This window comes from Micromonospora sp. RV43, from assembly GCF_001029515.1.
Lineage (GTDB): Bacteria > Actinomycetota > Actinomycetes > Mycobacteriales > Micromonosporaceae > Micromonospora > Micromonospora aurantiaca.
This window is the reverse complement of the sequence record NZ_LEKG01000020.1, coordinates 1-24,869: the sequence shown is the minus strand read 5'-3', so window position 1 is coordinate 24,869 and position 24,869 is coordinate 1. Positions and strand designations below refer to the sequence as shown.

17 protein-coding genes are annotated in these 24,869 nt (G+C 68.4%); 14 read left to right on the top strand and 3 right to left on the bottom strand.

Going from position 1 to position 24,869, the window contains the following annotated elements; all coding sequences use genetic code 11:
* Positions 1-686 precede the first annotated feature (686 nt).
* Entirely contained in the window at positions 687-4,502 is a 3,816-nt protein-coding gene (locus tag ABD52_RS07535) for a GTPase (protein WP_152748210.1), read from the top strand.
* 97 nt (positions 4,503-4,599) lie between these two features.
* Positions 4,600-6,090 (top strand): GTPase domain-containing protein, encoded by a 1,491-nt coding sequence (locus ABD52_RS07530; RefSeq protein WP_235437392.1) that lies wholly within the window; start codon positions 4,600-4,602, stop codon positions 6,088-6,090.
* Positions 6,091-6,275: 185 nt separating this feature from the next.
* Here ABD52_RS07530 and ABD52_RS39735 read toward each other — a convergent pair whose 3' ends face one another.
* Complete coding sequence (locus tag ABD52_RS39735) at positions 6,276-6,422, bottom strand: hypothetical protein (RefSeq protein ID WP_161801610.1); 147 nt, start codon at positions 6,420-6,422, stop codon at positions 6,276-6,278.
* A 35-nt stretch (positions 6,423-6,457) separates the two neighbouring features.
* Here ABD52_RS39735 and ABD52_RS07525 point away from each other — a divergent pair, with 35 nt between their 5' ends.
* The 6 genes from ABD52_RS07525 (at position 6,458) to ABD52_RS07500 (ending at position 14,048) form a co-directional block, all read left to right on the top strand.
* On the top strand, positions 6,458-7,036 hold the full coding sequence (locus tag ABD52_RS07525; protein ID WP_152748208.1) for a hypothetical protein: 579 nt from the start codon (positions 6,458-6,460) through the stop codon (positions 7,034-7,036).
* A 455-nt stretch (positions 7,037-7,491) separates the two neighbouring features.
* Positions 7,492-8,910, top strand: coding sequence for a hypothetical protein (locus ABD52_RS07520; RefSeq protein ID WP_047891306.1), 1,419 nt, complete (start codon positions 7,492-7,494; stop codon positions 8,908-8,910).
* On the top strand, positions 8,903-11,641 hold the full coding sequence (locus ABD52_RS07515; protein WP_047891305.1) for a hypothetical protein: 2,739 nt from the start codon (positions 8,903-8,905) through the stop codon (positions 11,639-11,641). Before ABD52_RS07520 ends, ABD52_RS07515 begins: the two co-directional genes overlap by 8 nt.
* Positions 11,642-12,242: 601 nt before the next feature.
* Entirely contained in the window at positions 12,243-12,428 is a 186-nt protein-coding gene (locus ABD52_RS40120; RefSeq protein ID WP_046566800.1) for a hypothetical protein, read from the top strand.
* 77 nt (positions 12,429-12,505) lie between these two features.
* A complete protein-coding gene (locus ABD52_RS07505; protein ID WP_235437391.1) occupies positions 12,506-12,811 on the top strand; it encodes a hypothetical protein in 306 nt (101 codons plus the stop codon).
* Positions 12,812-13,049: 238 nt separating this feature from the next.
* Positions 13,050-14,048 (top strand): alkylmercury lyase family protein, encoded by a 999-nt coding sequence (locus ABD52_RS07500; RefSeq protein WP_053065315.1) that lies wholly within the window; start codon positions 13,050-13,052, stop codon positions 14,046-14,048.
* Between the two features lie 232 nt (positions 14,049-14,280).
* Here the strand turns inward: ABD52_RS07500 and ABD52_RS07495 are convergent, their stop codons facing one another.
* Together ABD52_RS07495 and ABD52_RS40670 are read right to left on the bottom strand one after the other, a co-directional pair.
* Positions 14,281-14,652 (bottom strand): helix-turn-helix transcriptional regulator, encoded by a 372-nt coding sequence (locus ABD52_RS07495; RefSeq protein ID WP_046566796.1) that lies wholly within the window; start codon positions 14,650-14,652, stop codon positions 14,281-14,283.
* A gap of 165 nt (positions 14,653-14,817) precedes the next feature.
* Entirely contained in the window at positions 14,818-15,141 is a 324-nt protein-coding gene (locus tag ABD52_RS40670; RefSeq protein ID WP_225319483.1) for a hypothetical protein, read from the bottom strand.
* Positions 15,142-15,727: 586 nt separating this feature from the next.
* Between ABD52_RS40670 and ABD52_RS07485 the strand changes: the two genes are divergently transcribed.
* The 6 genes from ABD52_RS07485 (at position 15,728) to ABD52_RS07460 (ending at position 24,759) form a co-directional block, all read left to right on the top strand.
* On the top strand, positions 15,728-16,534 hold the full coding sequence (locus ABD52_RS07485; RefSeq protein ID WP_046566883.1) for a hypothetical protein: 807 nt from the start codon (positions 15,728-15,730) through the stop codon (positions 16,532-16,534).
* 36 nt (positions 16,535-16,570) lie between these two features.
* Entirely contained in the window at positions 16,571-17,686 is a 1,116-nt protein-coding gene (locus tag ABD52_RS07480) for a hypothetical protein (protein WP_225319484.1), read from the top strand.
* Positions 17,683-19,173 (top strand): hypothetical protein, encoded by a 1,491-nt coding sequence (locus ABD52_RS07475; RefSeq protein ID WP_046566794.1) that lies wholly within the window; start codon positions 17,683-17,685, stop codon positions 19,171-19,173. Before ABD52_RS07480 ends, ABD52_RS07475 begins: the two co-directional genes overlap by 4 nt.
* Entirely contained in the window at positions 19,170-20,486 is a 1,317-nt protein-coding gene (locus ABD52_RS07470) for an AAA family ATPase (protein ID WP_047891328.1), read from the top strand. Before ABD52_RS07475 ends, ABD52_RS07470 begins: the two co-directional genes overlap by 4 nt.
* Positions 20,487-20,579: 93 nt before the next feature.
* Positions 20,580-21,902, top strand: a complete 1,323-nt coding sequence (locus ABD52_RS07465) for an exonuclease subunit SbcD (RefSeq protein ID WP_053065314.1) — start codon at positions 20,580-20,582, stop codon at positions 21,900-21,902.
* The gene (locus tag ABD52_RS07460) at positions 21,841-24,759 is read left to right on the top strand and encodes an AAA family ATPase (protein WP_082171237.1); all 2,919 of its coding nucleotides are present in this window, start codon (positions 21,841-21,843) and stop codon (positions 24,757-24,759) included. The genes ABD52_RS07465 and ABD52_RS07460 overlap by 62 nt, the downstream gene beginning before the upstream one ends.
* The last annotated feature ends 110 nt before the right edge of the window (positions 24,760-24,869 follow it).

Below are 24,869 nucleotides of genomic sequence, written 5' to 3'. Positions count from 1 at the left end.
AATTCGCCGGGCGGTTTTTATAATTCATGCGCGCCGGCCGTTGTGGGCCACCTGGGAGATCTCGCGTCACCTCCGCAACATGGGATGGTCGAATGTATCGACCGACCTGGTGAGGAGCATTCTTCCGCCGCCTGGTATCTCGATACCTGGTACCGAGAGCCTGGCCGTCAAACGGCGCCGCGCTAAGACCAAGAAAGGGCGAATCGGTCCGAAAACCCGCAAAGCGCTACAGCAAGCGGCTTCGCCCCGTAAGGCGAAATCCGATGGAGCTCCGCCATCCCTGACAAAACAAGCGCCACCCGAGGTTGCCACACGAGGGACGGCGTTCTGCCCTTCGTGCGGCGTCCGGATCTCGGTACTGGGGTCGTGCCGCTGCTCGTGAACATCGTTCTCCCTGCGGCGAAGATCCCAGTGGCCTTGCGCCGCAGTGGTGGACCCGACCGGATCCCGACCCTGACCGCCGCCGGGCCTGGGGCCTACCGAATCCGCGTCCCCGTCCGCGGACGAGACGCGGCCACCCACGCAGCCGTTTCCGACCCGGTCGAGCAGTACCCGATCATCGCTTGGCCGGCACCGCTGCGCCTGATCAGGTGAAGCATTGGAATTCTCCCCCCGGCAGACGGGCTTTGATCTCAGCTTCACGCTGGACAAGATCGCCACGCATCCCGTAGACAACTTCTCGGTGTGTGGTCGCCGGCAAGTTGAGGGTGCATTCGAGCGGTGGCCCGTCAGGCAGCGAAAGTGATGATGAGTTGACGACAGAGGTGCGGTCATTCGAGGAGGCCGTTCGGTCGGCCGTCGAGCAGGGACGCGCGGAACTGATGCACCTGGACGACATCACGGACGACCTGGTCGCCGCCTTCACTCAAGGCCAGGGCCCGGGCTCGATCGCTCGGCTGGAAGACTTCGTCCAGGGGTTTCCGGCGGAGCTGCGGCGTCACCTTGAGCGTGAGCGGGAGTCGCTCGGCACATTCAACATCGCGTTCTTCGGGCGGACCGGCGCCGGGAAGAGCACCCTGCTGTCGGTGTTCGGCCGGCTCGACGGGGCGTACGTCTCGCCCGGTGACAACGATTTCACCACCGAGGTGCGCCATGTCGGGTGGCGGGACTGCCGGCTGTTCGACACACCCGGGATCAACGGCTGGGGCGCCTCCGAGAGTCGTGATGTACTCGAAGCCCGGGCCCGTGCGGCGGTTGAGATCGCCGACATCGTGCTCCTGTGCTTCGACAGCCAGTCCCAGCAGGCGATGGAGTTCGAGAAGATCGCCGCCTGGGTCCTCGACCGGGGAAAGCCGGTGGTGGCCGTCCTCAACTCCCGCAACCGGCGCTGGCATCACCCGGCGGTGGTCCGGGAGTCCGGCCGCCGGCACCTGTCCGAGACGGTTCGCCAGCACGCCGACAACATCCGGACCCAGCTCGCCCAGATCGGGTTGTTCGACGTCCCGGTCGTCGCGATCCAGAGCCAGCGGGCCCTGTACGCGCGCGCCGCGACCCCGTTCCGCGGTCCGTTCCCGGAGGACTTCCACAACGAACGGGAGCGTTTCGGTACGGACTACCTCGACCGCTGGTCAAACTTTCCCGAGCTGGAGCGCCTTATCACCGCCTCGATCGCGGAGGGCGGCGCCGATCTGCGGCTGACCGCGCTGCGCGAGGACATCCGGTCACGGTGCCGCCGCGGGATCGGCGAGCTCGAAGACCTGGCGGCCGAACTCGAGCGGGAGGCGGAGTCCCTGGAGCGGCGGGTCGAGTCGCTGTTCGCCGTGCTGGGCTATCCGGAGGACGCCGAACGTGCCCAGTGGCAGCACGACGCGGCGCTCAGCGGAGACCTGGTCGATCTGTCCGAGCAGGCGCGGGGCGGCCCGTACACCTCGCCGCCCAAGGGGTCGCTGGACCGTTTCGTCCGGCATCTCGCCGCGTCGCACCTGGCGGGCTGCCATCGGCAGGCGAAGGTCAACGTGGACGACGCGATTCAGCGGGCCTTCGCCGAGCGCAAGGCGTTCGGCGAGCCCGAGTTTCGGGCGGCCACGTATGACGAAGGAGCCATGACCACCGCGGCGCAGGCCGTGTGGGCGGATCGGCAGGTGTTCCTGCAGCGTGAGTTGGAGATCGCGGTGGACGACGAGTCCGCTGCGAGCGGGCCGGCCGCGGTGCACGCCGCGACGATCGCCGGTGACAAGGGCGGCAGCTTGGCGGGTGACGCCGCCCAGGGCACGAGCATCGCGGTGGGTCTCGGCGCCCTTGCGCTGCCGCTCATCTGGAACCCCGCAGGCTGGGTGCTCGCCACCACGTTCGCCGGCATCGGCATCGTCACGCAGGTCGGGAAGTACTTCGGTAAGAAGGCGAGCGAGGAGGGCGCGGAGCAGACCCGGAAGGCAAAGGCCGACGCCATCGCCGAAGGTCATCGGGCGGTGGACCGGACTTTCGTCGCCTACGAGGACGCGCTCGTCCAGGACAGCCGCAGAGCCGCGTGGACGTCGCTGGGGCCCACGGTCGGTGAGTCGCTGAGCGCCGCGATCGAGCGTCGGATGGCGCGCGCCCGAATCACGCGGCTACTCGACAGCCTGCGGACCTACGCCGACGCGGTTCGGCCCACGCCGGCGGTGACCGACGTCCTGCGGCGGGCACAGCGCCGGATGGGGGAAACCCCGGCCGAGGTGAACCGGGCGTTGCTGGGCGAGGACTGGCTGGAGTCCGGCGTCGACCACCAGCCGGTGCGGATCAGCGAGGCGGTGCGCGAGGCGTACGCGAGTCGCCAGGAGGCGGACCGCACGCGGCTTGCACACGCCGTGACCGCGGCGTGGCGGTCACCGACGCCGGCGCAGATCTACTCCTGGCGCCACGACCTTGAGGACGCGGCCCGGCGTGACCCGGCGCTGGCCGACGTCGTCCGAGCCTTCTGGCGCGTCCGCGGGGCGCGGCCGTCCTTCGCCGTGCTGGGTGACTACAACTCGGGTAAGTCGTCGCTGGTCCACCGGATCATGATGGACGGTGGCCTGCGGCCGGACACCGCGTTCGACACCCGGGCGCTGCCGGCAACCACGGCCGCGACCCGCTACCGGTTCCCGGGGTTCGATCTCGTGGACACGCCCGGCCTGCAGAGCGGACACGACGAGCACGACGCCACCGCGCTCGAGGCCATCACCGAGGGCGCTCTCGTGCTCGTCGTCGTCCACGTCAACCTGCTGGTCGGCAACACCTCGATGCTGGAGGAGCTCCTGCGCGGCACGGAGATGACCGCCGCCAAGGGCGGGCGGATGGTGTTTCTCATCAACCGGTGCGACGAGCTGGGCGTCGATCCGCTGACCGCACCCGATGACTTCCTCCATCTGCAGAACCGCAAACGCGAGGAGCTACGCGCGGCCCTCGCCGCGCGTGGCGCCGACGTGGAGCTCGACCGGATCCACTGCCTGTCCGGGGATCCGTTCGGCCTGGTCGGTGGGGCGGCAACGGCCCAGCCCGCAGACTTCGACGAGCATCGGCTGTGGGACGGCGTGGCCGCACTGACGAGCGCCCTGTCCGGCCTCTCCGACGAGCGGCTGGCCGAGGCGACGTGCTCGGCCGCCCTCGACGCGGCGGTCACTGCCCTTAAGCGTCACCGGCATACGCTGCACCAGGTGCTGGCCGAAGGCGAGAAGGCACTGAGCCACCTGGAACCGCTGATCGCCAGCCTCCGGGACGCGGTGCGCGACGCCATGATTGTCGAGAGCTCACTGCGCGAGGACGCCCGGCGCATGGTGGACCGCCACGCGGTGCCGGCGAAATCCGCGGTCGCGGACCTCGACCGCAAGGACGCCCAGAAGATGACGAGCCTCGTCGAGTCCTGGTGGAAGACACCGCAGGTCGAGGCTGATCTTGAACGCTACCGCGACGACGCGGCACGCCGGTTGGCCGAGTGGCATGGCGATCACCTCCCGACGATCAGTCGCGAGATTCGCGCTGCCGAACTCCAGGTGGCGCCCGAGCCCGCGGCAGAGTTCCAGGCCCAGGGAACCGCCTGGTACGAGGAAATCGTCGCGGGCGCCGGCAGTGTCGCAGGAGCCGTTGCGCCGCTCGCGAAAGCCCTCGGAAACCGGGACGCGTTCTACACGGTCCTGAAGCAGTTCAACTACAAGTTCAAACCGTGGGGCGCGGTCAAGGGCGGCGCCAACGTCGCCCGGGTCGGGCTCGTCCTCGGGGCCATCGCCTCCGCCGTGGACATCGCGGAGATGGCCACCGACGCCCAGAAGGCCGGCCAGCACCGGGAGCGGCAGGAGTTGGCGTGGCAGAAGATCGACGAGACGGCCGCGATGATCGTCGATCTGATCATGCGCGATGAGCAGTGGGGAGGTCACGTCTCCTACCTCGAGCAGCGGACGGGGGACCTCGAAGCGCTGCTCGATGAACACCTCGCCCGGGAATCGTCGATCGTCGAGCAGATGGAATCGGCGAAGGTACGTGTCGAGGTGGCCGATGCCCTGATCGTGGCCGCGGAAGAAATGGAAGGAACGGATTACAGTGGTTGACATTGACGCGGTGCGCGACTGGCTGGGGCGGCTTCCCGGTGGATCGCCCGGGCGGTACGCCGACGACTGGGGCGCCTTCCAGAAGCGGGACCAACCGGTGGTGACCCTCTTCGGCTCCTACGACACCGGCAAGAGCTCCCTGCTGCGCCGCTTGCTCGTCGACTCGGGCCGCGACGTTCCCGGCTGGCTGACGATCAGCGCACGTCACGAGACCTTCGAGGTCAACGAGGTCGAGTTGGGTACGTGCATCGTCCGCGACACCCCCGGATTCGACGTCGGCGCGTCGGGCGTCCGCGAAAAGAACAGCTCCCGCGCGATGGCCGCGGTCGGGCTCACCGACGTCGGCATCGCGGTGCTGACCCCGCAGCTGGTGACCGCCGAACGTGACGTGCTCCGGAGGCTGTTCACGCGGGGCTGGCCGGCCGGGACGATGTGGTTCGTCATCTCCCGGTTCGACGAGGCCTTCGGGAACCCGGAGTACGACCCCGCGGGGTACCGGGAACTCGGTGACCGCAAGGTCCGCGAGTTGCGGGACCTGTTCGGCCTGGACGATCGGGTGCCGGTCTTCGTCGTCTCGCAGGACCCGTTCCAGACCGCCGGGCCGGTGACCGATCTCGGCCGCGACACCTGGGACGAGTTCCGGGACTGGGACGGCATGCAGGACCTCACGAACGCTTTCGGGGCGGTGTCCCCGTCGGCCCTGCCGGAGTGGCGGCATGCGGCCGGGCAACGGTACTGGTCAGCGGTGCTGGACGAGACCTTGTCCGTACTGCGCGGGCAACTGGCGGACTACGCGGAACAGGCCAGGGTGGCAGCCCACGGCGTCGATCGCCGCGGCCAATGGGAGAGGCAGCTCGGCAACCTCGACCGGGCCGCTCAGGCCGGCCTCGAAGGTCTCATCGACGAGGTGCTGCGGCGGTCGTGGGAGTCCGGCTCCGCCGCCGACGACCTGCAGCGCACGGTCGGCGAGTGGTTCGCCAAGAATGAGGGCCACCTAGATCGGTTGCGGCAGTCGATCCGCAAGGGCAAGGAGCGAGACCGCGCACTCCCCACCTGGGCCGGCTTCGCTTCGCTGGTCGGGACACTCAAGTCCGGGGAGAACGCCGCCACCGCGCCGGACGGGCTAGGCCAGATCTCGGAACACACCAAGAACATCGGGGGCATGCTGCTCGGCGTGCTGAAGACCATGACCAAGGACGTCGGGGAGACCGCCGGCAAGCAGACCAAGACGTTAAAGATGGCCGAGAAGGTGAAGCCGTACCTCGGCACCGTCGAAGCCGCGCTCCCCCTCACCGTCTACCTGACGAAGTTCGTCGACCAACACCTCGCGAATCGCACGCGCCTGAACCAGGACAAGGCCGCGGCCGAGATGCGTCAACAGGTCATCGCCGAATGCACGCGGCTCGCCCGCGACACCTGGCAGCCGTTCGTCGACAACGTACGCGACGAGATCATCGCCCAGACGAAAGACCAGGTCGACCTCGACGCGAGCCTGCGCCAACTCGTCAGGCAACTGCAAGAAGCCATCGTGGAAGGCGAGGGTCTCTCTCGAGCGGCTGCAAGGCCGCTGCACGAGACAGGGGCGTAAGCAAGCGGGTTGCTGATCGTCTGTCTCGTCCCGTCATGGCTATTCTCCTCCCCGGGTCGCCCTTGGTTTTCCTCGGCACCACCCGAGGTACTTCACCAGCGACCAGCGTCGGCTCGCCCAACGGATCATCGTCGCAGGGGCGCCGAGGGAGGGTTTTGTAGTCACACACGAGTCACCGTGCTGCATCAGGCCGCCGAAGGTTCGTTCCAGGACCCACCGGCGGGATGAACGCGGAAGCCCTTCCCGGCGTGGCGGCGTACCCACTCGACGTCGATGCAGAGCCCGGCGCCGTTCGTCCGCACGACGGTGTTGTAGCCGCTTGAGGCGTTCACTGCGACACCCCACAAGGGACGGTAGATTACGGGTCATGAAGGCAGGCTCACTTTCTGCCGTCGCCACGGCGGCGGTCCTCCTTGCCGGTTGCGGCAACAGCGCCGATACACCAGCACCGCGGGGTCCAGTTTCGCAGGCCAGTTCGGCCGCGCCTGCCACGAGAACCCCGACCGCTGTGGACAGGTCGCCATCCCCGACTGAGGACCAGGGCCCGGCCCGGCTCAAGATCGGCCAGACATTCACCGGCGCTGGTTGGAAAGTAACCATTTACTCGGCCAAATTTGACGGACAGGCGGACTCCGAGCCCGACAAGGGCAAAGTGTGGGTGCCGGCCGATGTGAAGATCTGCAACGCCACCACGGGGGAGAGCCTGCCGACCCCGAGTTGGAGCTCCTGGCAGCTCAAGACCACCGACGACTACCAACTACAGCCCGCCGACATCACTCCCGAACCGCGGCAGCCTGCCCTGCCCTACTCCGCCACAGTCCTGCCGAAAGACTGCGTTCGCGGCTGGCTCACCTTCGAGCTGGATAAGGGAAGCAGGATCAAGGAGATCCGCCTCATCGAAGACCAACTGTTCGGTCCAGGCCCGGCCATAGCGATCTGGGGCTAAGAGGCGGATGTCTCTGCAGCGAGTATGGCGCTCAACGACCTTCTGTCCCATAAGGGCAAGAGCGCGGCGCCCATGGTCTCATGCACCTATGGAGCGTTGCGCCCCGATGATCGTGCCCTCTGCCGGAAGATCAGTGATTTGGAGTGCCGGAGGACGAGGCCACAGGCGGCTTGCCGCTTCTGACTGAGATGTCCCCAGGGTGGATACCTCCCGCAGTCCATGGCGCAATGACGAGGGCCGGTGCCGAGCCACTCGACGAGCTGGCCCCGGGATGTACGGCGTCGGCGGCGGCCAGCCGGAGAGACTGTCTCCAACGTCGTCACCCTGGCTATCACCTCGACGCTCGTCCGTGCTTGCGCCGAGTCGGAGCCGGCGGCAGACTGGCGGCCGTGGTGACTGGTCCTGGGTGGTCGTCTTCAGGATCAAGGACTTACGCGGGCCGGTTTCCGCTGTCGGTGGAGCGGTTCACCATGAACGTTGTAGATCGGCTTGTGCCCGGGGTCACGACGGTTACTCTCAACGCCCGCTACTACGCGCTTCACGGCCTGATCTCCGCGGAGGCGCAGAGGCGGGGCTTGCCCCGCAGCGCGGCACAGAGCCTGTTGCGCCGGGCTGAGGTCGTCGTTGGGGCGGTGTCGGCGCGTCACTACCGCGCCGCCGGCTTCGCCCACGAGGCGCTGTCCCGACCACACGGATACGACGAGATCCTGAGGCGGGGGTCCGACGGCGGCGTGGATGTGGCGGAGTTGGCCGCGCCGGGTGTCTACGCCAAGCCGAATTGGGGTTTCTGGCCGGCGTACCGGGGCTCCGAGGTTCTGCTTCGAATCGTGACCAGAGCCGACGACATCGGTCCCGGTGACCAGATGGATACCGGTGCTGTCGCTCAGGGGCTCGGCGACGTGCTTGACCTGGTCAGCAGGCGGACCCTCGACGACGCGACGCTCGACGCCTACGAGTCGCTGTGCATCTGCCATTCGGCCACCAGCGCGGACGGCGCTTGGCTCGCCCGACTGTTCGCCGCCTCGGACGCCGAGACGCCTGCGACGCGGGCCGGTGTCCGCCGGCAGACGCTGCGCATGATCGCCCGCGTCATTCAGCTGACGGAGGTCCGCCGGGTAACCCGTGACGTGTCGCGATTTCTTGCATACGAGCCGGAGGCGATGAGCGACCCGGTCCTGTCCGCATTGGAGCTGTCCGACGAGTGGCGGGGCCTCATCCTGCGCAACTACTCCGTCACGGCGTGGCGGAGCCTCTGGGCCTGGCTTGTCAACGGCATCCAAGGGCTCACGCCCCGCGCGGAGCTGGCCGCACACCTCGCGGACCTGCTACCCGACAGCACCGTCGGAGCGTTCCGGGATGGGCTGCCACGAACCATGGACAGCACGGGACGGCCGGTGCCCGCCGAGCACGATCCGGGGCTGTTGGGCTTGGAGACTCCCGTGCGCGACCTCAGCGTGCTGGCCCTCGGCGCTCGCCGTGTGCGTGAGCTGGCCGGTCGGGAGCTGCACGGCTTCGAGGGACACGAGGCACAGGACCGCTACGAGCAGCTGGCGCCGCGGTGGTTGGCCGACCAGCTTGACCGATGGCACGACAGGTCACTGCGCGACTTCGCCCGATGGCTCACCGACACGATGGTCGACCGGTCGCAGCGGCTCGCGCTGGCCAAGGCCCGCGTCGATCCCCGAAAGGGCGTTCTCAAGATTCCCACCCGGGTGCATCTGCGCGATGACCTGCTGTTCCGCGACTCCGACGAGACGGCGGGTTCCGCCTCGCTGCGGTGGGACCAACTGGCCGGCATCCTCGCCGGCATGGGCCTGCTCGCCCGCACCGACGCCGTGTGGGGGATCGGTGACCGTGGTGACCTCATTGCCTGACCAGGCCTTCGACGTCGGCGGCGGCGACTACCAGAACGCCGGCGACGTCGTGACAGTGCCGTCGCCTCTGCCGTACATCTTTGCCGAGGAGAAACACGCCGATCGGCAGGCCCGTGAGGCGCTCTTCTGCACCTTCAACGCCGACCTAGGCTTCTTCGAGCGTGCCGTGCTGGGCGTCACCCAGGCGACCGGTGCCCGCGTCACGGTCGTCGGCGATCTGCGCATGTCCAACCCGGACCCGCGCGCCGCCCGAAACGCCGGCACCCGCTACGTGCACGGCCTCGCCGTACCCCCAACCGCGGGGAGGGCCTTCCACCCCAAGCTCACCGTCATCGTGGGGCCCGCGCGAGCGCTGGTGGCCGTCGGCTCGGGCAACCTTTCGGTCGGCGGCTGGCACCTCAACGCCGAGACCTGGACGATCGCCGCCGTGGATCGGGACAGGTGTCCCCGGCTGGTCGTCGACGCGGCGGAATGGCTGCGGAGCGTCGCCCGGCTCTGCGCGATCAGCCCGCCCGCCGCCGACGCGATGGGTCGCACCGCCGCCGCCCTCGAAGCCTTGAGCGGAGGCCAGGTCGTTGACACGGGCCACCGGCTGGTGCACACCTCCGACGCTCCCATCATCGACCAGCTTCCGGTCACGCCCGTGGAGTGCCTGCGGCTCTATGCGCCGTTTCACGACGCGCGCGCCGAGGCAATCCAGGAGCTGACGCTGCGTCTGGCCCCGGCACGTGTCACGCTCGCCGTGCAATCCGGGCACCGGACAGTCGTGCAACCCGAGGCGATAGCCCGTGTGATCGGCGACCTCGGCATCGACCTCGAGGTGGTGGAGGACCGGCACCGCTCCTACCGACACGGCAAGCTCGTCGAAGCCATCGGCTACGACGGCGCATGCTGGACGCTCACCGGCAGCCCCAACCTGTCCTCGGCAGCTTTGCTCAAGCCCGTCGCCGACGGCGGAAACGTCGAGCTCGCCGTTCTTGCCCGGCCTTCCGCACCGCTGTTTCCCGGCGGTGTGCCGATCCGCCTCGACGAGGTGCCCGCCGTCCGGATCAGCACGACCAACCACGTCGACACGGCCACCAGGGCCACGCTCCTCGCGGCGACCCGCGCCGCCGGCGGACTGCACCTCACGTTCGCGCACCCCACACCCCGCCCGGTACGGATCGTGGCCTCCTCCCACACCGATTTCGACACCTGGGCCGACGTCGGTGCCGTCCCCGAAGGCGTCGTCCAACACCTCATCGCCGGCGTCGACCTGCCCGGCGGATCCCGGGTGCGGACGGCATGGACCGAACACGGCGTCACGCGCGACGGAAACCTGGTGTTCGTCACCGATCCCGAACGGACCATGTTCCGGGTGAGCGACGAGCCGCGGGGAGGCTCCCAGGGACCGATCGAGATCCTCGCCGACGCGCGCCTGGCCGAACGGTGGCTCCACGGGGTCCGGCAGCTCGCCGCCTCCCGCGCCAGCATCGCCCTACCCGCCGCAGGCGGCACCAGCGGGCCCACCGGCGAGTCGGAGACAGCCACCGGCACGCCGAGGCTCGACACCGACCCCGAGGACTGGCTGCGCTACAGCGACGACGCCAAAAGCCGGCTCGGCACAGCCATGTTCCACTTCTCACTCGGCGGGTTTGCGGCCCTTTCCGCCACCAGCACGAGCTACGGCAGCGACCTGCTCCAGCCGACCGACCTCCTCAGCGACGAACGCGCCGCCGGACTCGACGGAGACGACGCGAACACCGTCAACGACGACATCGACCCCTCGACCGGGCAGAACGCCGAGCTCGGCGGCTCCCGCAACGCGGACGACGAGAGCGACCCGAACGACGACAACGACGAGCGAGCGCTGCACGAGTTGCGCCGCGTCGGCCGCGCGCTCACCCGTGCCGTTCGCGTCGACCTCGCCCACCTGCCCGCCATCGACCGGTTGGCGGTCGGGACGCTCGTGCTCGTCGGCGTCGAACTGGGCGCCTGGGAGACGCCGCACGGTGAGCAGGGGTGGATCACCGTGCTCGCCCAGGTGGTCGAGACGCTCGACCTGGACGACATGCCAGCGGCCATCGAGGCCAACGTCGCGAGCGTGGCCGCCGTCGCTCTCTACCTCATCCGCGACCACCTACCCACGGCGGGCCGCCCCGCCGAGTACCTGCGCTACGAGGAGGCCGCCGAACGGGCCGCGCACCTCGTGGTCGCCGCCGACGCCACCCTCGTGGCTGACTACGCGGAGGCCATAAGCAACAGCCGCGGCTTCCCCATCGACCCGGACGACGTCATGCGCACCGCGGTGATGATCGTCGACGACGACCCGCTCGCCACCGCCATCGACAAGCTGGAGGACCGCCGGCCGGCCTGGCGGGTGAACCGGCACGCTGACACCGCACTCCACGTCGGCGGCGCCTTCACCAACCCGTTCCACGCGGCCGCCGAGGCTCTCGATGCCATCGACGGCGCCGGCGTCGTCGCCGTGTGGGCCACCGGCGCGAACGGCAGATGGGCGATCGCCGCCCGGGCCGCAGATGACCTGATCCGGGTAGAGCAGCGCGACGGAGCGGTGCGATGGTGGCACTACCGGCTCACGGTGCTCGGCGACGCCACCCGCATCGCCCGGGACAATGAACTTGCTAGCCGCGTCCGCATCAACCACGGCCCGCTCAACCGCGCCTTCCCGGAGGCACTGACCCTACTGGCCAGGGCCGGCATCGACGTCGCTGCGGGACCACCGGAGTAGGCGGTCGCGGCGGCGCCGGTCCGGATTAGCGGCGTATACCGGCCCGCGACGCAGAAGCCCTGCGTCGCTCGGCACTGTCCTGCCCGGCACCGGTCGTCGATCTGGGCGCGGTGCGGGTGCGGACCTGGTAGAGGCGGGGAGGGCGCCGTCAGTACAGGGCTCGCCACGCAGCGTTGGCAACTCCATTCCGTACCCCCGCAACTCGCTCTCGCAGCACCTCCGCGAACGCCGGGCTGTCTCCAGCTCGCCGCAACGGCCCGGTTAACTGGGAGGATGTCGCCGAGGACGGCCGGGGGCATCTCGACGGCCAGGTGAACCAGGGGCGGCAGCGCGGTAGCTGCTGGGCTGGAGGCCGAGGCGTTGGAGCCGGTGGGTGATGGTGGCGGGCAGGACCGGCCGGTCGGGATGCTAACCGGGAACCAGGCATGGGCCGGAGTCGGTGATGCGTTTGGCGACCGGGTACGCCTCTCCTCGAGGTCGCGCTCCCGCCGTTCGCGTGCCACGCTCAACTGCCCCACCAGCACCAGTAGCCCCAGCGCCCGGCAGCAGCGCCGGCGGCGTGCTGGTGACTCCCGCGCCTACCAGGGGGTATCCTGCGGGCATGGCCGACAGGAGCCCCAACACCGGCGCCCGCAGCGAGGAGATCCTCGCCGCCGCCGGCATCGTCGTCTCCGACGAGGGGAAGGCTCGCGCGCGCCGCCGCCTGGACGAGGCCCGGGAGCGGTGGACGGCGGAGCTCGACGCCCAGGCTCGCGAGCAGCTTGGCCTGCCGGCCCGCGCCGCGTGACCGAACCGGCCGTCCGGGTCGTCCTCGACGCCTCTGCGATCATCGCCTTCACTCGAGGGTCGATTGACGTCGGTGAGGTGATCGCCGAGGTCGCCGACGAAGAGAACTGCGTGTTCGGGCTGCCGGTACTGTGCGTGGCCGAAGCCGCCCGGGTGGTCGTCGACACGGATCGCCTGCAGCTGCTCGTCAACCACCCGATCGCCGAGATCCTCTCGCCACCGCCGGACAGCTGGGAGGCCCTCGCAGTCACCCTCGACACGGTCGGCAGGGTCGACGCCGCCACCGCGGTGCTCGCCGCGATCGACCTCGGTTGCAGCGTGCTGACCGGCCAGCCCGGCCTGTACGGCGGCATCGCCGGCGGCGGCCCGGTCATCCCAATCTGACCCAGGTACTACACGGCGTGGACCGCCACCGCGACGGCGAGCAAGACCCGATGTGCACCGGTCAACGCGGCCGGCTCACCATCTCCGGCATCACGCAAGTTCCCCCGATCCGCATCTGGCGTCTATCGTCGCGCCTTGACCTTCCCCTGACTGAAAGGTTCAGTCAGGTACGGGTAGAGCCGTGCCGGCCAGTCGGCGACGCGTGATGCCACCCGGGCCGTTTGTTAGGAGGGCTGTGATGACCGCGGCAGCAGATCGCACCGCAGAGGGCCGGGTGGCTGTTGAGCTTCGTTCGGTGCCGGACTGTCCGAACCTCGCGCCGGCTCGGCATGAGCTGCGCGCGGCCCTGGCCGACGTCGGTCTGCCCATCACGGGGGTCACCGAGGTCGTGGGCGACTATCCGTCTCCGTCGATCCTGGTCAACGGCGTGGACGTGATGGGCGCCACCGGCGACGGTTCAGCGGCCTGTCGCTTAGATATCCCCACTGGCGAGCGCATCCGCGCTGCCCTCCGCCAGGCGATAGGCGCCGGGCCCGCTACCACCGCAAGGGAGCAGAGCCGGGTCGATTGCTGCCAGCAGCCGGGCAATGCGATCCGGACAGATCGGCCCCGCCGCGCCGAGCAGCTCCCCGACAGCCTCCAGCAGGTGCATCGAGCGATCCTGCATCACTTCGCCGCCACCGGAGCTGCCCCCACTGATGCCGACATCCGCGCTGCCGCCAGCGAGGCGGACCTGGACACCGCGAAGGCGCTGCGGGAACTTGCCCGGGAAGACCTTGTCGCCCTCGACAGCGGCGGGCGTGTGGTCGCGGCCTACCCGTTCTCCCCAACGCCGACGCCGCACCGGGTTTCATTCGGCGATGTCGAGGTGTACGCGATGTGCGCCATCGACGCGTTGGGCATGCCGTTCATGCTCGGCACCGACGCGACCATCACCTCCGCCGATCCGCACACCGGCCAACCGGTCCGCGTGACCATCACCAACGGTGCCGCCACCTTCCAGCCGGCCGAAGCGGTGATCGTGTACGCGGCCACCGGAGACGCCGGTCGCTCCGTGGACACCTGCTGCTCCACCATCAACTTCTTCACGAGCGCATCCGGCGCTCAGGCGTGGATCGACGCCCACCCCAGCCTGGCCGCCACGGTTCTCGACCAGGACCAGGCCGTCACCCTCGGCCGCGACATCTTCGAACCGCTGCTCGCCCCCCACACCGCCCTCGACCACCGCTTGGTCTGACGCCCGGTCGGCTATCGCCACCGTTAAAGCGGCTCACGGCCAGCGGCGCCGGCTGGCCGACCACGGGCAAAAACTGGTGTCCCTACTCCTAACCACGGTGTCGCCACCGATCCGACCAGCCCGGCACCGTGGATGAGGCAAGACCTTGCCGGCGTGGCCGACGTACCCGCGACCAGAGCGGACGCCCGTGCCGGCACCCGCAGGATTGGGCGCCGGCCTTCGCGGGTGCCGCTCAGCGGGCCTTCTTCGTCGCTCGCTTGCGGGGTGGCGTCAGCAGGTCGGCGATCGCCGCGATCGCGGGCGGCACGAGCCGGTAGTACGCCCAGACGCCGCGCTTTTCGCGTTCGAGCAGGCCGGCCTCGGTGAGGATCCGAAGGTGATGACTCACGGTCGGCTGGGAGAGACCGAGCGGCGCGGTGAGGTCACTCACGGACGCCTCGCCCTCCGGGGCGGACTGGATCAGACTGAGCAGTCGCAGCCGGGCCGGGTCGGCGAATGCCTTCAGCACTCCCGCGAGCCGCTCGGCATCGGCACGCTTGATCGGCTCGCCGGCCAGCGGCGAGACGGCAGGTGTAGCAGTTTTCGCAGTTGGCACGCCGTACATCGTTGCACCAACACCATCGATGCGCCGGTTGAACCAGTACCGGGCCACCGTCAGTTTGCGGGCAGGGAGCCGTGTTGACCTGTCCCGGCCGTGTCAGCGGCCGGATGAGCGAGTTGTCGGCCCCGCCCGAGGGGTGACTAGCGACGGGCAGCGCCGGCGGGTTGGTCAGGCGGTGGGGCCCAGTCCGGTGAGGAGCTTCTCCACCCGGGTGCGGATCTCGTCGCCGATCGGGCGGACCGCTTCGACGCCCTTGCCGGCGGGGTCTTCGAGATTCCAGTCCTCGTAGCGCTTGCCGGGAAAGACGGGCCGCCGCATGCCAGGGCACCCAGCCCCGTGGCGCGACCGGACCACACCCTGCGACGCATTGCGGCGCGTGCCGTGATGCGCGACCCCCGGTTCTGGATCCTCGTTGCCGCCCTGATCGCCCACGGTGCCGCCACCAGCGCCATCGGCGTCCCCGTGGTCGGTTACCTCATCAGCCGCGGCCACCCGGCCACCTTCGCCGCCACCCGGCCACCTTCGCCGCCACCGCCGCCAGCCTGCTCGGCGTTCTGTCTGTCACCGGACGACTCGTCCTCACCGGCGCCCGACGCCGCCTACCGGTCACCACGATCGTCGTCGCGGTGTTCGCGATCCATGCCGCCGCAGCCCTCGCCATGCCCCTCGCTGCCAGCACACGGATGGGGGCCGCAGTCGAAGAAGGAGGAGCGACGGTCGGGCCAGGAACCCTATCCTCCTAGGACGTCTTAGAAGGCGTGTTCCTGCCGCGGGCACGGAAATCCTCGCCCGCTCGCTGCCAAGTCCGGGCCAGTCACACCTCATCAGTGCATGACGTCACCTAGGCCAGCAATGCCAGGCGACCAGAGAAGCAGCGCCTGAACAGCGCACGTGAGCGCAGCGTGGATCGGAGCATCGAGCCGGGTCCAGCGTGCCTCCTATGGAGCGTGGCGGAGTGCTGATCGGCTGAGTCGCCTTCGTTGCAAGCTCTGCTGGTCCAGCCGATGTTCCGTCCACGGCGGACTCTTGGAGAAAACTGGAACTTGCTGGAACGCGTGGAAGCGGCTACGGTGTGTCCGTGGCTGAATCTCTCGACGATCTCGAGGCGCGCATCGACGAGCTGCGCACAGCCGTGCGTCGTGCCCTGATGGCCGGTGATCGGGCCGAGGCGCGGCGTCTGCGATCCGACCTTCGTCAGGCGGAGGTGCAGTGGGATGACGCGCTTCTGGCGATCGAACCGGAAAAGCTGGCTTCGCAACCGCGGACCGAGCCGCAGGACGCCGGGAGCCTGCTGTCGATTCGTGACCAGGTCCACCAGGCCTTGACGTTCCTGGGCGTCCCGGCGGCGCCGAAGCTCATCGTCGCCCTGCACCAGGCGGTCTTCGCTGGAGCCTTGAACGGGCAGCAGCTGACGAGCCTTCGCCGAGACGAGGAAAGATCCTTCAAGACGGCGCCGTGGGCTCGGCCGTACTACTTGTGTGCGGCCCTGACCGCTGACCGGCTCTCGCCTGCCCGCGGTCTCCTGGCTGTCTCCACCTGGCCGCTTTCCACCCGTATCGTCGGGCCGCTGAGTCCCAGGGTTCACTTTCTGACCTCGGCGATCCGTATCGCCGAGCACCTGAGCCACCCGGACTGGGCGACTCTGCCCGCCCGGCGTCTGTTGTGGCAGTTCGCCGCCAACATCCCCGGCGGTGCCACCTCATTCGACACGACGAGGCCGGACGCCGTGCGGCGTGCGGCGCAGGCCGAGCTGGAAGTTCATCGTGACGCAGACCTGTCGCAGCGCGAAGCGGCAGCCCGGCGCGCCGTCGACCAGCTCGACGATCTTCACCAGCTGTTCGGCGCCGCTCTCAAGGTGGCGTCGCATGCTGCGAGCGACACCTGATCTTGAATCCGCACTTCCCACGCGAAGGAAGAGCACGTGAAAGAACTGACGGCGCGTCTTGACGCGCTGCGGGGGGACACTGAACCACAGAGCCTCGACGCCAGGGCTATCTCGTCGATTGTCGGCAACCCGGGCTGCGGCCGCCGGAATCTGCTGGATGCAGCCGGTATCGACAAGGACGAGCTGGCCCGAGCCATCCGGCACCCGATGTACGCCAAGCCGTCGCGGATGGTGCTTGCCCGAGGCGCCCAGTTCGAAGCCCAGGTCAAGGCGAGTGGCGGTGCGCAGCTGCTGACGTTGCTGCGGGAGGACATCGGGCTATCCATTCCGGAAGCCGAACACGAGGACTTGAAGACCATCGGCGGCAACGAGGGCAAGCTAGCCCGGTACCGCAACACGGTTCAGCGGCTGACCGCTGTGGCCCGCTCGGCGCAGGATGGCGGGACGCTGTTCGACCACCCGTACTTGAAGATCACGGTCGCGGGTTACGACGTCTTCCTCGAGCCCGATCTGGTGGCTGTGAAGTCGGGCGGGAAGTTCTACATCGTCGAGGTCAAGTCGTTCTCGGTGATCGACGGCCAGGCGCCTGCGGCCGCGGTGGAAGGCGCAGAGTTGCAGGCTGCGGTCTACGTCTACGCCCTTCGGGAACTGCTTCGTTCCCACGGGTTCGACGAGGACCTGGTGGCGGACGAGGCGATCTTCGTGTGCCCGCAGAACTTTATCAACAAGCCGTTCGCGGCCCGGGTCAACGTCCGGAACCAGGTCGCGGCGGTCCGGCGGATGCTGATGCGGATGCATGACCTCGACACGATTCTGTCGAACCTGCCGGCAGGGTTGACGTTCGCTCTGCGTGGCCCGGCCGGTTCCCGCTCCGCCGAGGAGCTGAAGGCGGGCCTGCGTCTGGTGCCGGCACGCTACGCACCGTCGTGCCTGGACACCTGTGAGATGGCGCGGTTCTGCCGCTCCGAGGAACAAGGTTCCACGGCGGTGCTCGGCCGGCAGGTCCGTGAGGAGCTGGCGCTGGACACGATCGGTGAGGTCGTCGGTCTGGCTCGCGGTACGCGCCTTCCTGGCCTGGACCAGGTCGAACAAGCTGAGTTGCTGCGGCGGGCCCAACAGTATCGGGACGAGTTGCTCGGGAGCTTGATGTGAGCCTGCTGACGTCCCTGGCCCGCGCCCATGCCAGCGACCAGGCGGTGGCGCAGCGCCTGACGACTGTCCGGCATCTGCATGTGAGCAGTGAGCCGCTGGTGTTCGTGCCGTTGGCGATGGCGGGCGAGGCCCACGCCCCGCTCGCCGTCATGATTGGCACCAGCCCTGATACACCGGAGCTGTTGACGGTTGCGCAGCCCCGGAACCGTGACCAGCAGGTTGCCTTCGCCTATGAGCTGGCCAAGATCTTCGCCGCCTACATCACGCCGCGCACGAACCGGCGTCTTCCGGTGCGCGCCGGCGCGTCCGGCGTGCAGTACCGGTGCGCGGACGCACCGCAGGTCTGGGTGCCGAACCGTGCCGGCGTCGAGTTCATCCGGATCCTCGGGCGCTCCACCCGCTTGCGAAGGAGTACAGGCGAGTGGGCCGTGCCACGCAACATCCCGGTCATGGGTAAATGGCTGACGTTCCTCGCCGACCGTGCTGAATACGCCGGCTCCGCCATGCTGGTCGCGGCGACCGACGCGCTGACCCTGCATTGGGCAACCGGGCAGAGCACCGAGGAGGACCAGCATCTTCCCGCTGTACTCGGCTGGATCGCGCCGCCACCCGGGATGACCGGGCGGGATGCCGCGCGTGCCTGCGAAAATCCGTTGAAGGTACCGCCTGCCGGACCTGCCACGGATCCGTCGTTCGACAACGGCATCCTCGAGCCGCTGCTCGCCGCCTACCACCAGGCGGCGAGCCCGGCGGCGTCGCGCATCGCCGAGGACAAGATCCGCAAGGAGTTGCGAAAGCAGCTCGACGGCACCTGGCATCGGATGTGGCAGGCGATCACCCTGTTGCGTGACCCTAGTCTTCCGGCCGGTGCTCATGTCGGTGTTCGCTGGGAACGGGACCTTGACGCTTTCACGCAGGCCGCCGACTGGATCGCGACCAGCCCTGGGGCGCAGCCCAAACGTGACTCAGCGGTGTACGCCGCCCGGCGCCTGTACTGGTTGGAACGGGCCCAGCAGCAGTATGACGCGGAGCGCGCCTTCGACGACCCGATGGTGATGGCCGAGGCTCGGATGATCGGTGAGGCGTTCGTCGGTACCGTCATCGCCGCCGTCCCGAACCGGCGGGTCGGCAGGAGCCTGCGGCCGCTGATCACCGTATCGACCACCGACGCGATCAGCCTCGCCGCCGGCGAGAGCGGTCTGCGCCGGCCTGAGTTGCTGGACCAGAAGACCACGGTCGTCTCGGTGACTCGTGACGGCGACACGGTGATGGTCGAGCTGGAACTTCGCGAGGGCATGGGCAGCGGGCGTGAACCACGGCCCGGCACCGTCCCCGCCGTAGGGGACTCCGTGTGCTACAGCCTCTTCAAGGACGACTACCGCCGGGCGCCGACGCTGCCGCGCAAGGAGGACACCCCGTGGACTCATGGCGGCCCGCCCAAGCCTTACCTGCCGACGGAGCAGGATGCCCAGGAGCCGTGGTCATGACCGTCACCTATGTCCCGCCCACCGCGGTCCTCGACGTACTTCGGTTATTGACCGAGGGTCCGCAACCTGGCGTGGTGCTCAACTCACCCCCCGGAGCTGGCAAGAGCACCGCCGTCACCTACATGGCTCACCACCTGGCCCGGCACGGCGACCAGGTGCGCGTCGTCGCACAAACCAACTCCCAAGTCGACGATCTCGTCGCCAAGATCGCCGCCGTGGATCCGCGGATCACCGTCGGCCGATACACCGCCTACGGCTACCCGGTGCCGGCCACCCTCGCCGCCTCCAACATCCTGATTGCGAACCGGTTCCCCGATCTGCGTCAGGCAGCCATCGTGGTTGCCACCGCAGCGAAGTGGCTCGACCCCGTCATCACCGAGCGCGGGCCGTGGGCGATCATCGACGAGGCGTACCAGATGCGTTCGGACACCCTGTTGCGACTCGCTTCGACGTTCGAACGGGCTGCGTTCGTCGGCGACCCTGGGCAACTCGACCCGTTCTCCGTCGTCAACGTCGACCGATGGACCGGCCTGGCCTGGAGCCCGCTGCAGAGCGCGGTGGCCGCCATGCTCGCTAACAATCCGGACATCCCGGAACGGCAGCTGCCGCGCTCGTGGCGGCTTGCCCCTCACACCGCGATCCCGGTGTCGGACGCCTTCTATCCGTTCGCACCCTTCGAATCCGCGCCCGAACAGGGCGCGCGGGAGATGTGGCTGCCGACCCGCAGCCTCGGCAATAGCCCCGCTGACCGGGCGATCGAACATGCCGCAGCCAACGGCTGGGCCTTCTACCAACTGCCGCGCCGGCACACGGTGCGCACCGACGCTGAAGCGGTCGCCGCGGTCGTTGCGCTCGCTGTGCGTGTTCTCGAGCGCGGCACGATGCTCCGCGATGAACGCCACCCCGATGGTGCCAGGGTGACGGCAGACCGAGTGGCGATCGGTGTGGCACACCGCGACCAGATGGCTGCCATCAAAAGCGGGCTGGCCGAGACCGCTTATCCGAACATCCGCGTCGACACCGCGAACCGGCTGCAGGGCAGCGAGTACGACATCGTCATCGTGCTACATCCGCTGTCCGGCCGCCGCGACGCCACGGCGTTCCACCTCGAATCCGGGCGGCTGTGCGTCCTGACCTCACGGCACCGGCATGCCTGCATCGTGGTCGCCCGCGACGGCATCTCCGACCTGCTGGACGCCCACCCTTCCGCCGACCCCGTGCCCTTTAACACGCAACCGCGCTTTCCCAACGGCTGGGAAGCCAACCAGGCCCTGCTTGAACATCTCATTGCCCACCGCATCCGGGCCCTCTGAGCTCACCCCTGGCACCGTTCTGGCCGGCCCTTGTCGGGTTCACAATGCCGGTCCTCCCACCGATCGCAGCCACTGACGACGAAGAGGTCGCACGTGAAAGTACTGCACACCTCCGACTGGCACCTCGGACGTACCACCTATGGCCACTCCCGGGCGAGCGACCACGAAGCGGTGCTCGCCGAGATCACCGAAATCGCTGCCGCCACCCGCCCCGACCTGATTCTCAACACGGGTGACTTGTTCGACATGCAGCGGCCACCGCTGCACTCGCTCAAACTGGCCACCAGCACGCTGCACAACCTCGCCGAGATCGCTCCAGTCGTGGTCGTCTGCGGCAACCACGACTCGGCTGCATACCTGCACTGGCTGCACGACCTGCTCAGCCGGTCCGCGCCGATCCACTTCGTCACCAGCCACGACAACGCCGTCGGTGAAGTCCTGCGGTTACCAGCCGGCGAGCAGGCGATTCACGTCGCCGCACTGCCGTTCATCAGCGCCAACCGCATCGTCAACGTCTTCGACGAACCCGGCCAGCGGCGCATCACCTACGCCGGACACATCGCCGGCTTGCAGCAGCGCCTCATGCGCGAGCTCAGAGACGGGTTCGACGCGTCCCGCGACGTGAGTGTGTTTGCCGCACATCAGTACATCGCCGGCGCCATCCCGTCGCGGACCGAGAACCCCAGCCACACCTGCGACTTCTACGCCACCGATCCACAGCACCTGCCGGTGGTCACCTACGCGGCGTTCGGTCACATCCACAAACCGCAGCCACTGCCGACCACCAGCGTAACGGGCTGCTACGCAGGCTCACCCCTGCAGCTTGACTTCGGTGAGGTCGGCGAGGACAAGAGCGTCGTCGTCGCGACGCTGCAGCCCGGCCAAGGCGCCGTCCTTGAACGAATTCCGCTAAAGCGCGGCCGCCGGCTGCACTACATCACCGGAACGCTCGACGAGATCCGCACCACGGCGGCCTCCGTGACCACGGACATCTGCCTGGTCACGGTCAACACCGAAAACCACATCGACAACCTGGCCGGCCAGATCCGCGGCCTGCTGCCTGAGGCCACCATCGCCGATCTACGGGAGAACGCCGCCGACCGCAGGCTCGAACTGCTCGCCCCTGTCGACGACGCCACCGACGTCGACACCACGACGTTGTTCAGCGAATACCTCGCCACCCGCGGTGTCCAAGGCGTCTCGGCGCAACAGGTTCTTCAGCTTTTCAGCACCCTGCTGCCGCACGCCAGCGAACACGAACCACCCGAGCTGCCGGAAGAGCAGCTACTGGCGGCCGACCCCGAGATCGCCTTCCCGCTGCCGGCAACCAGCACGGCACCATCGGAGGGGCGGCATGAGACCACAGACATTGACCTTCTGCGGCCTGGGCACGTACACCGCGAAGCAGACCATTGACTTCACCGATAAGCGCTTCATCGCGATAGTCGGCGACACCGGCGCCGGGAAATCGACGATTCTGGAAGCGATCTGCTACGCCCTCTACAACCGATGCACCTACGCTGCCACCGCATCCCCGTTGATCGCCGACGGCGGTGACGGCACCCTCGCCGTCGAACTCACGTTCACCGTCGGCAGCCGCCGATGGCAGGTATCACGGTCCGTCAGCCGGCACACCGCCACGTCAGTGCACCGGCTGACCTGCCTCGACACCGGCGCCCTAACCACCGGGGCCAGGCAGGTCACCGCAGAGATCCGGCGGATTGTCGGGCTCGACTGCGACACCTTTCTACGTGCCGTGGTCCTGCCCCAAGGCCGCTTCCAGGAACTGCTGCGCATGAGCGACCGTGACCGAGGCAAAGTCCTCGACTCCGTCCTCGGTCTCGAGCAACTGGGCCAGGTCCGCGAGCACGCCCGAACCCTTCAGGCGCGGCTCAAGGACCGGCTCAACGAGTACCAGCTGCACCGCAGGAGGTTCCTCGACGACCCGGCCGCGGCGCTGGCCGCCGCGGCCGAACAGCACAGCGTGCAGCAGCAGGGCCTGGAACATCTCCAGAATGCTCGGGCCGCCATCGCTGATGCGCGTGCCGAACAGCGACGAGCCGCCGGGGCGGCCAGCACGCTGACCCAGCTGAAGGAATCCCTGGCGGCCGCAGTTCCTGCCGGCGCCGCCGACCAGCTACACGCCTTGGCGTTGCAGGCTCAAACGCTCAACGGCCAGCGCGCCGACATCAACCAACTGACCCACCAACTGCAGATCGAGCAAGACCTCCTGCAAGGTCAGCTCACACAGGCCGAGCAGTACGGCGGGAATGTGGCCGGCACCGCCACGACGATCAACACTCTGAAATACCTCGCCGAACAGCTACCCCAGCAGCGGAAACGCCACCGGCAGTTTACGGAGAACGCCGCAGCCCTTGCCGTCGAGCAGCTCCGGCTACAAGGCGTGCAACAGAGCCTGGCCGGTCTTGAGCCAGCCGTCGCGGCGGCCAACAAGACGCATGCAGACGCGGAAACGGCGTTCAAACGAGCCCAGGATCGGCAGCACAAGGCCGTCGAACGACTGAGGATCTGGCGCGGAGCCGCCGCAGACCTAGAGAAGGCACGCGCAGAACTCGCCACGACGGAAGAGGCTCTCGGCACCGCCATAGCCAAGGCAAGAGAAGCGGCGGGTATCGCAGAAGAGGCCGAGCACAACCGGAGCGAGAGCGAACAAACGCACCGCGCGCTGCTGAAGGCGAACGCCGCAGCGCACGCCGCCGCGGACCTCGAACCCGGCGCGGCATGCCTCATCTGTACTCGTCCCCTGCCTGCCGACTTCACGGCACCGATCGCACCCGACCTCACCGCCGCCGACGACGCCCACAAGAAAGCCCGAGTCCGGGCGGAGAAGACGGGTCGGGCGGCCGCCGTAGCGGCCGCCCGGGTGGAAACCCTGGAACGAGACAACCTGCCTGCCGCGCAGCAGAGCGTGACCACAGCCGAGAGCCTGCTCAGTGAAGCGCTGATCAGCCTCCAGGAAGTCGTTGGAGACGCCGACCTGTCGGGAACCGACGAGCAGATCCTCAAACTGGTCACCGATGACGCTGCCAAAGCGCAGCAAGACGTCGAGCGCGCCGGAAAGATTCGCGACGACACCCGCGATACCGCGACCGCCGCCAGAACCGAATTCGTCACCCTCTCAGAGGCCCACGCCAAGCGCATGTCTGCCCATCAGGAGCAGGAACGCGACAACGTCGCCTTGCGCCAATCGATCGACGAGGCGGCCAGCCGCCTACCCGCCCGCTTCACTCTCGCCACACCCCTGGACGTCGCGGAAGTCCAGCAACAGAAGGCAGCAGCCGAAGCCCATCAGCGACTCCTTCAGGAGCTGGCCGGCCGATGGACCGGCGCCGAACAAGCGCTCGCCGGCCTGCGCTCGCGGAGCGCGGCGCTGGAGACGACCTACGCCAAGAAAATCACCAAGCCGGCGGCGACGCTGCGAGACAAGCTCTTGACCCTGGCGCAGCGGGTTAACGACGCCGCAGGGGCATTCGGACTCGAAGAACCGGCGGCCGCGCCCGCCGCGCACGTAGACCTGGACACGCAGGCGCACTGGGCTGCTGATCTTCTCGCTCAGGCAAAGGAACTCCTCGGCATCTGCGCCGCAAAAATCGACGAACAGCAGCGTGCCGAGAAGGCTGCCGGAGAGGCCATCGGCCTTGCCTGCCATACGGCTGGTGCCGCCGGCGAAGAAGACCTCGAGCAGCAATACCTTGCCGCCCACGGTACGGTCCAGAACCTGAAAAGGCAGATCGAGCGCGCCCGGGAGGAACTCCCCGTGGTGAACGCGTTGCAGGAGCGGATTGATGCTGCGGCTGGCACAGTCGATGTTCTTGCGCAACTGTCGGTAGTGCTGGCCGAGGGCAAGTTCATCGCTGACGCTGTCAGCCGGCGCCTCCAAGCGCTGCTTCGCCAGGCAAGCGAGATCCTGCTCTCGATCTCCGGTGGCCGCTACAGGTTCGCGGCCGACTTCCGGATCATCGATATGGACACCATGGCTGCCCGAGATGTTAAGACGCTCTCCGGCGGCGAAACCTTCCTCGCCAGCCTCGCCCTGGCGCTCGCCGTAGTCGAACTCGCCAGCCGTGCGACCGGCCACGTCGAAGCGCTCTTCCTCGACGAGGGCTTCGGCACCCTTGACACCACCTTCCTGCGCGATGCCCTCAATACGCTGACCGACCACAGCACAACCGGCCGGCTGGTCACGGTGATCAGCCACATGCGTTCCATCACCGAGAACGCTGAACATGTACTAACCTCGGTCTTTCACTAACTGTTGATCAAGGCCGCGTGGCGGGTTGTTGATCTTGATCAGTCGGTCGATCGACGTCAGGGCGTGGTGGTAGCCCGACGCGGGGTCGGGTTCCTCCAGAAGCTGTCCGT

Excerpts from the sequence above, each read along its gene's own strand:
- ABD52_RS07525 (WP_152748208.1), top strand. The coding sequence starts at position 6,458 with ATGAAGGCAGGCTCACTTTCTGCCGTCGCCACGGCGGCGGTCCTCCTT.
- ABD52_RS40120 (WP_046566800.1), top strand. The coding sequence starts at position 12,243 with ATGGCCGACAGGAGCCCCAACACCGGCGCCCGCAGCGAGGAGATCCTC.
- ABD52_RS07500 (WP_053065315.1), top strand. The coding sequence starts at position 13,050 with ATGACCGCGGCAGCAGATCGCACCGCAGAGGGCCGGGTGGCTGTTGAG.
- ABD52_RS07495 (WP_046566796.1), bottom strand. The coding sequence starts at position 14,652 with ATGTACGGCGTGCCAACTGCGAAAACTGCTACACCTGCCGTCTCGCCG.
- ABD52_RS07470 (WP_047891328.1), top strand. The coding sequence starts at position 19,170 with ATGACCGTCACCTATGTCCCGCCCACCGCGGTCCTCGACGTACTTCGG.
- ABD52_RS07460 (WP_082171237.1), top strand. The coding sequence starts at position 21,841 with ATGAGACCACAGACATTGACCTTCTGCGGCCTGGGCACGTACACCGCG.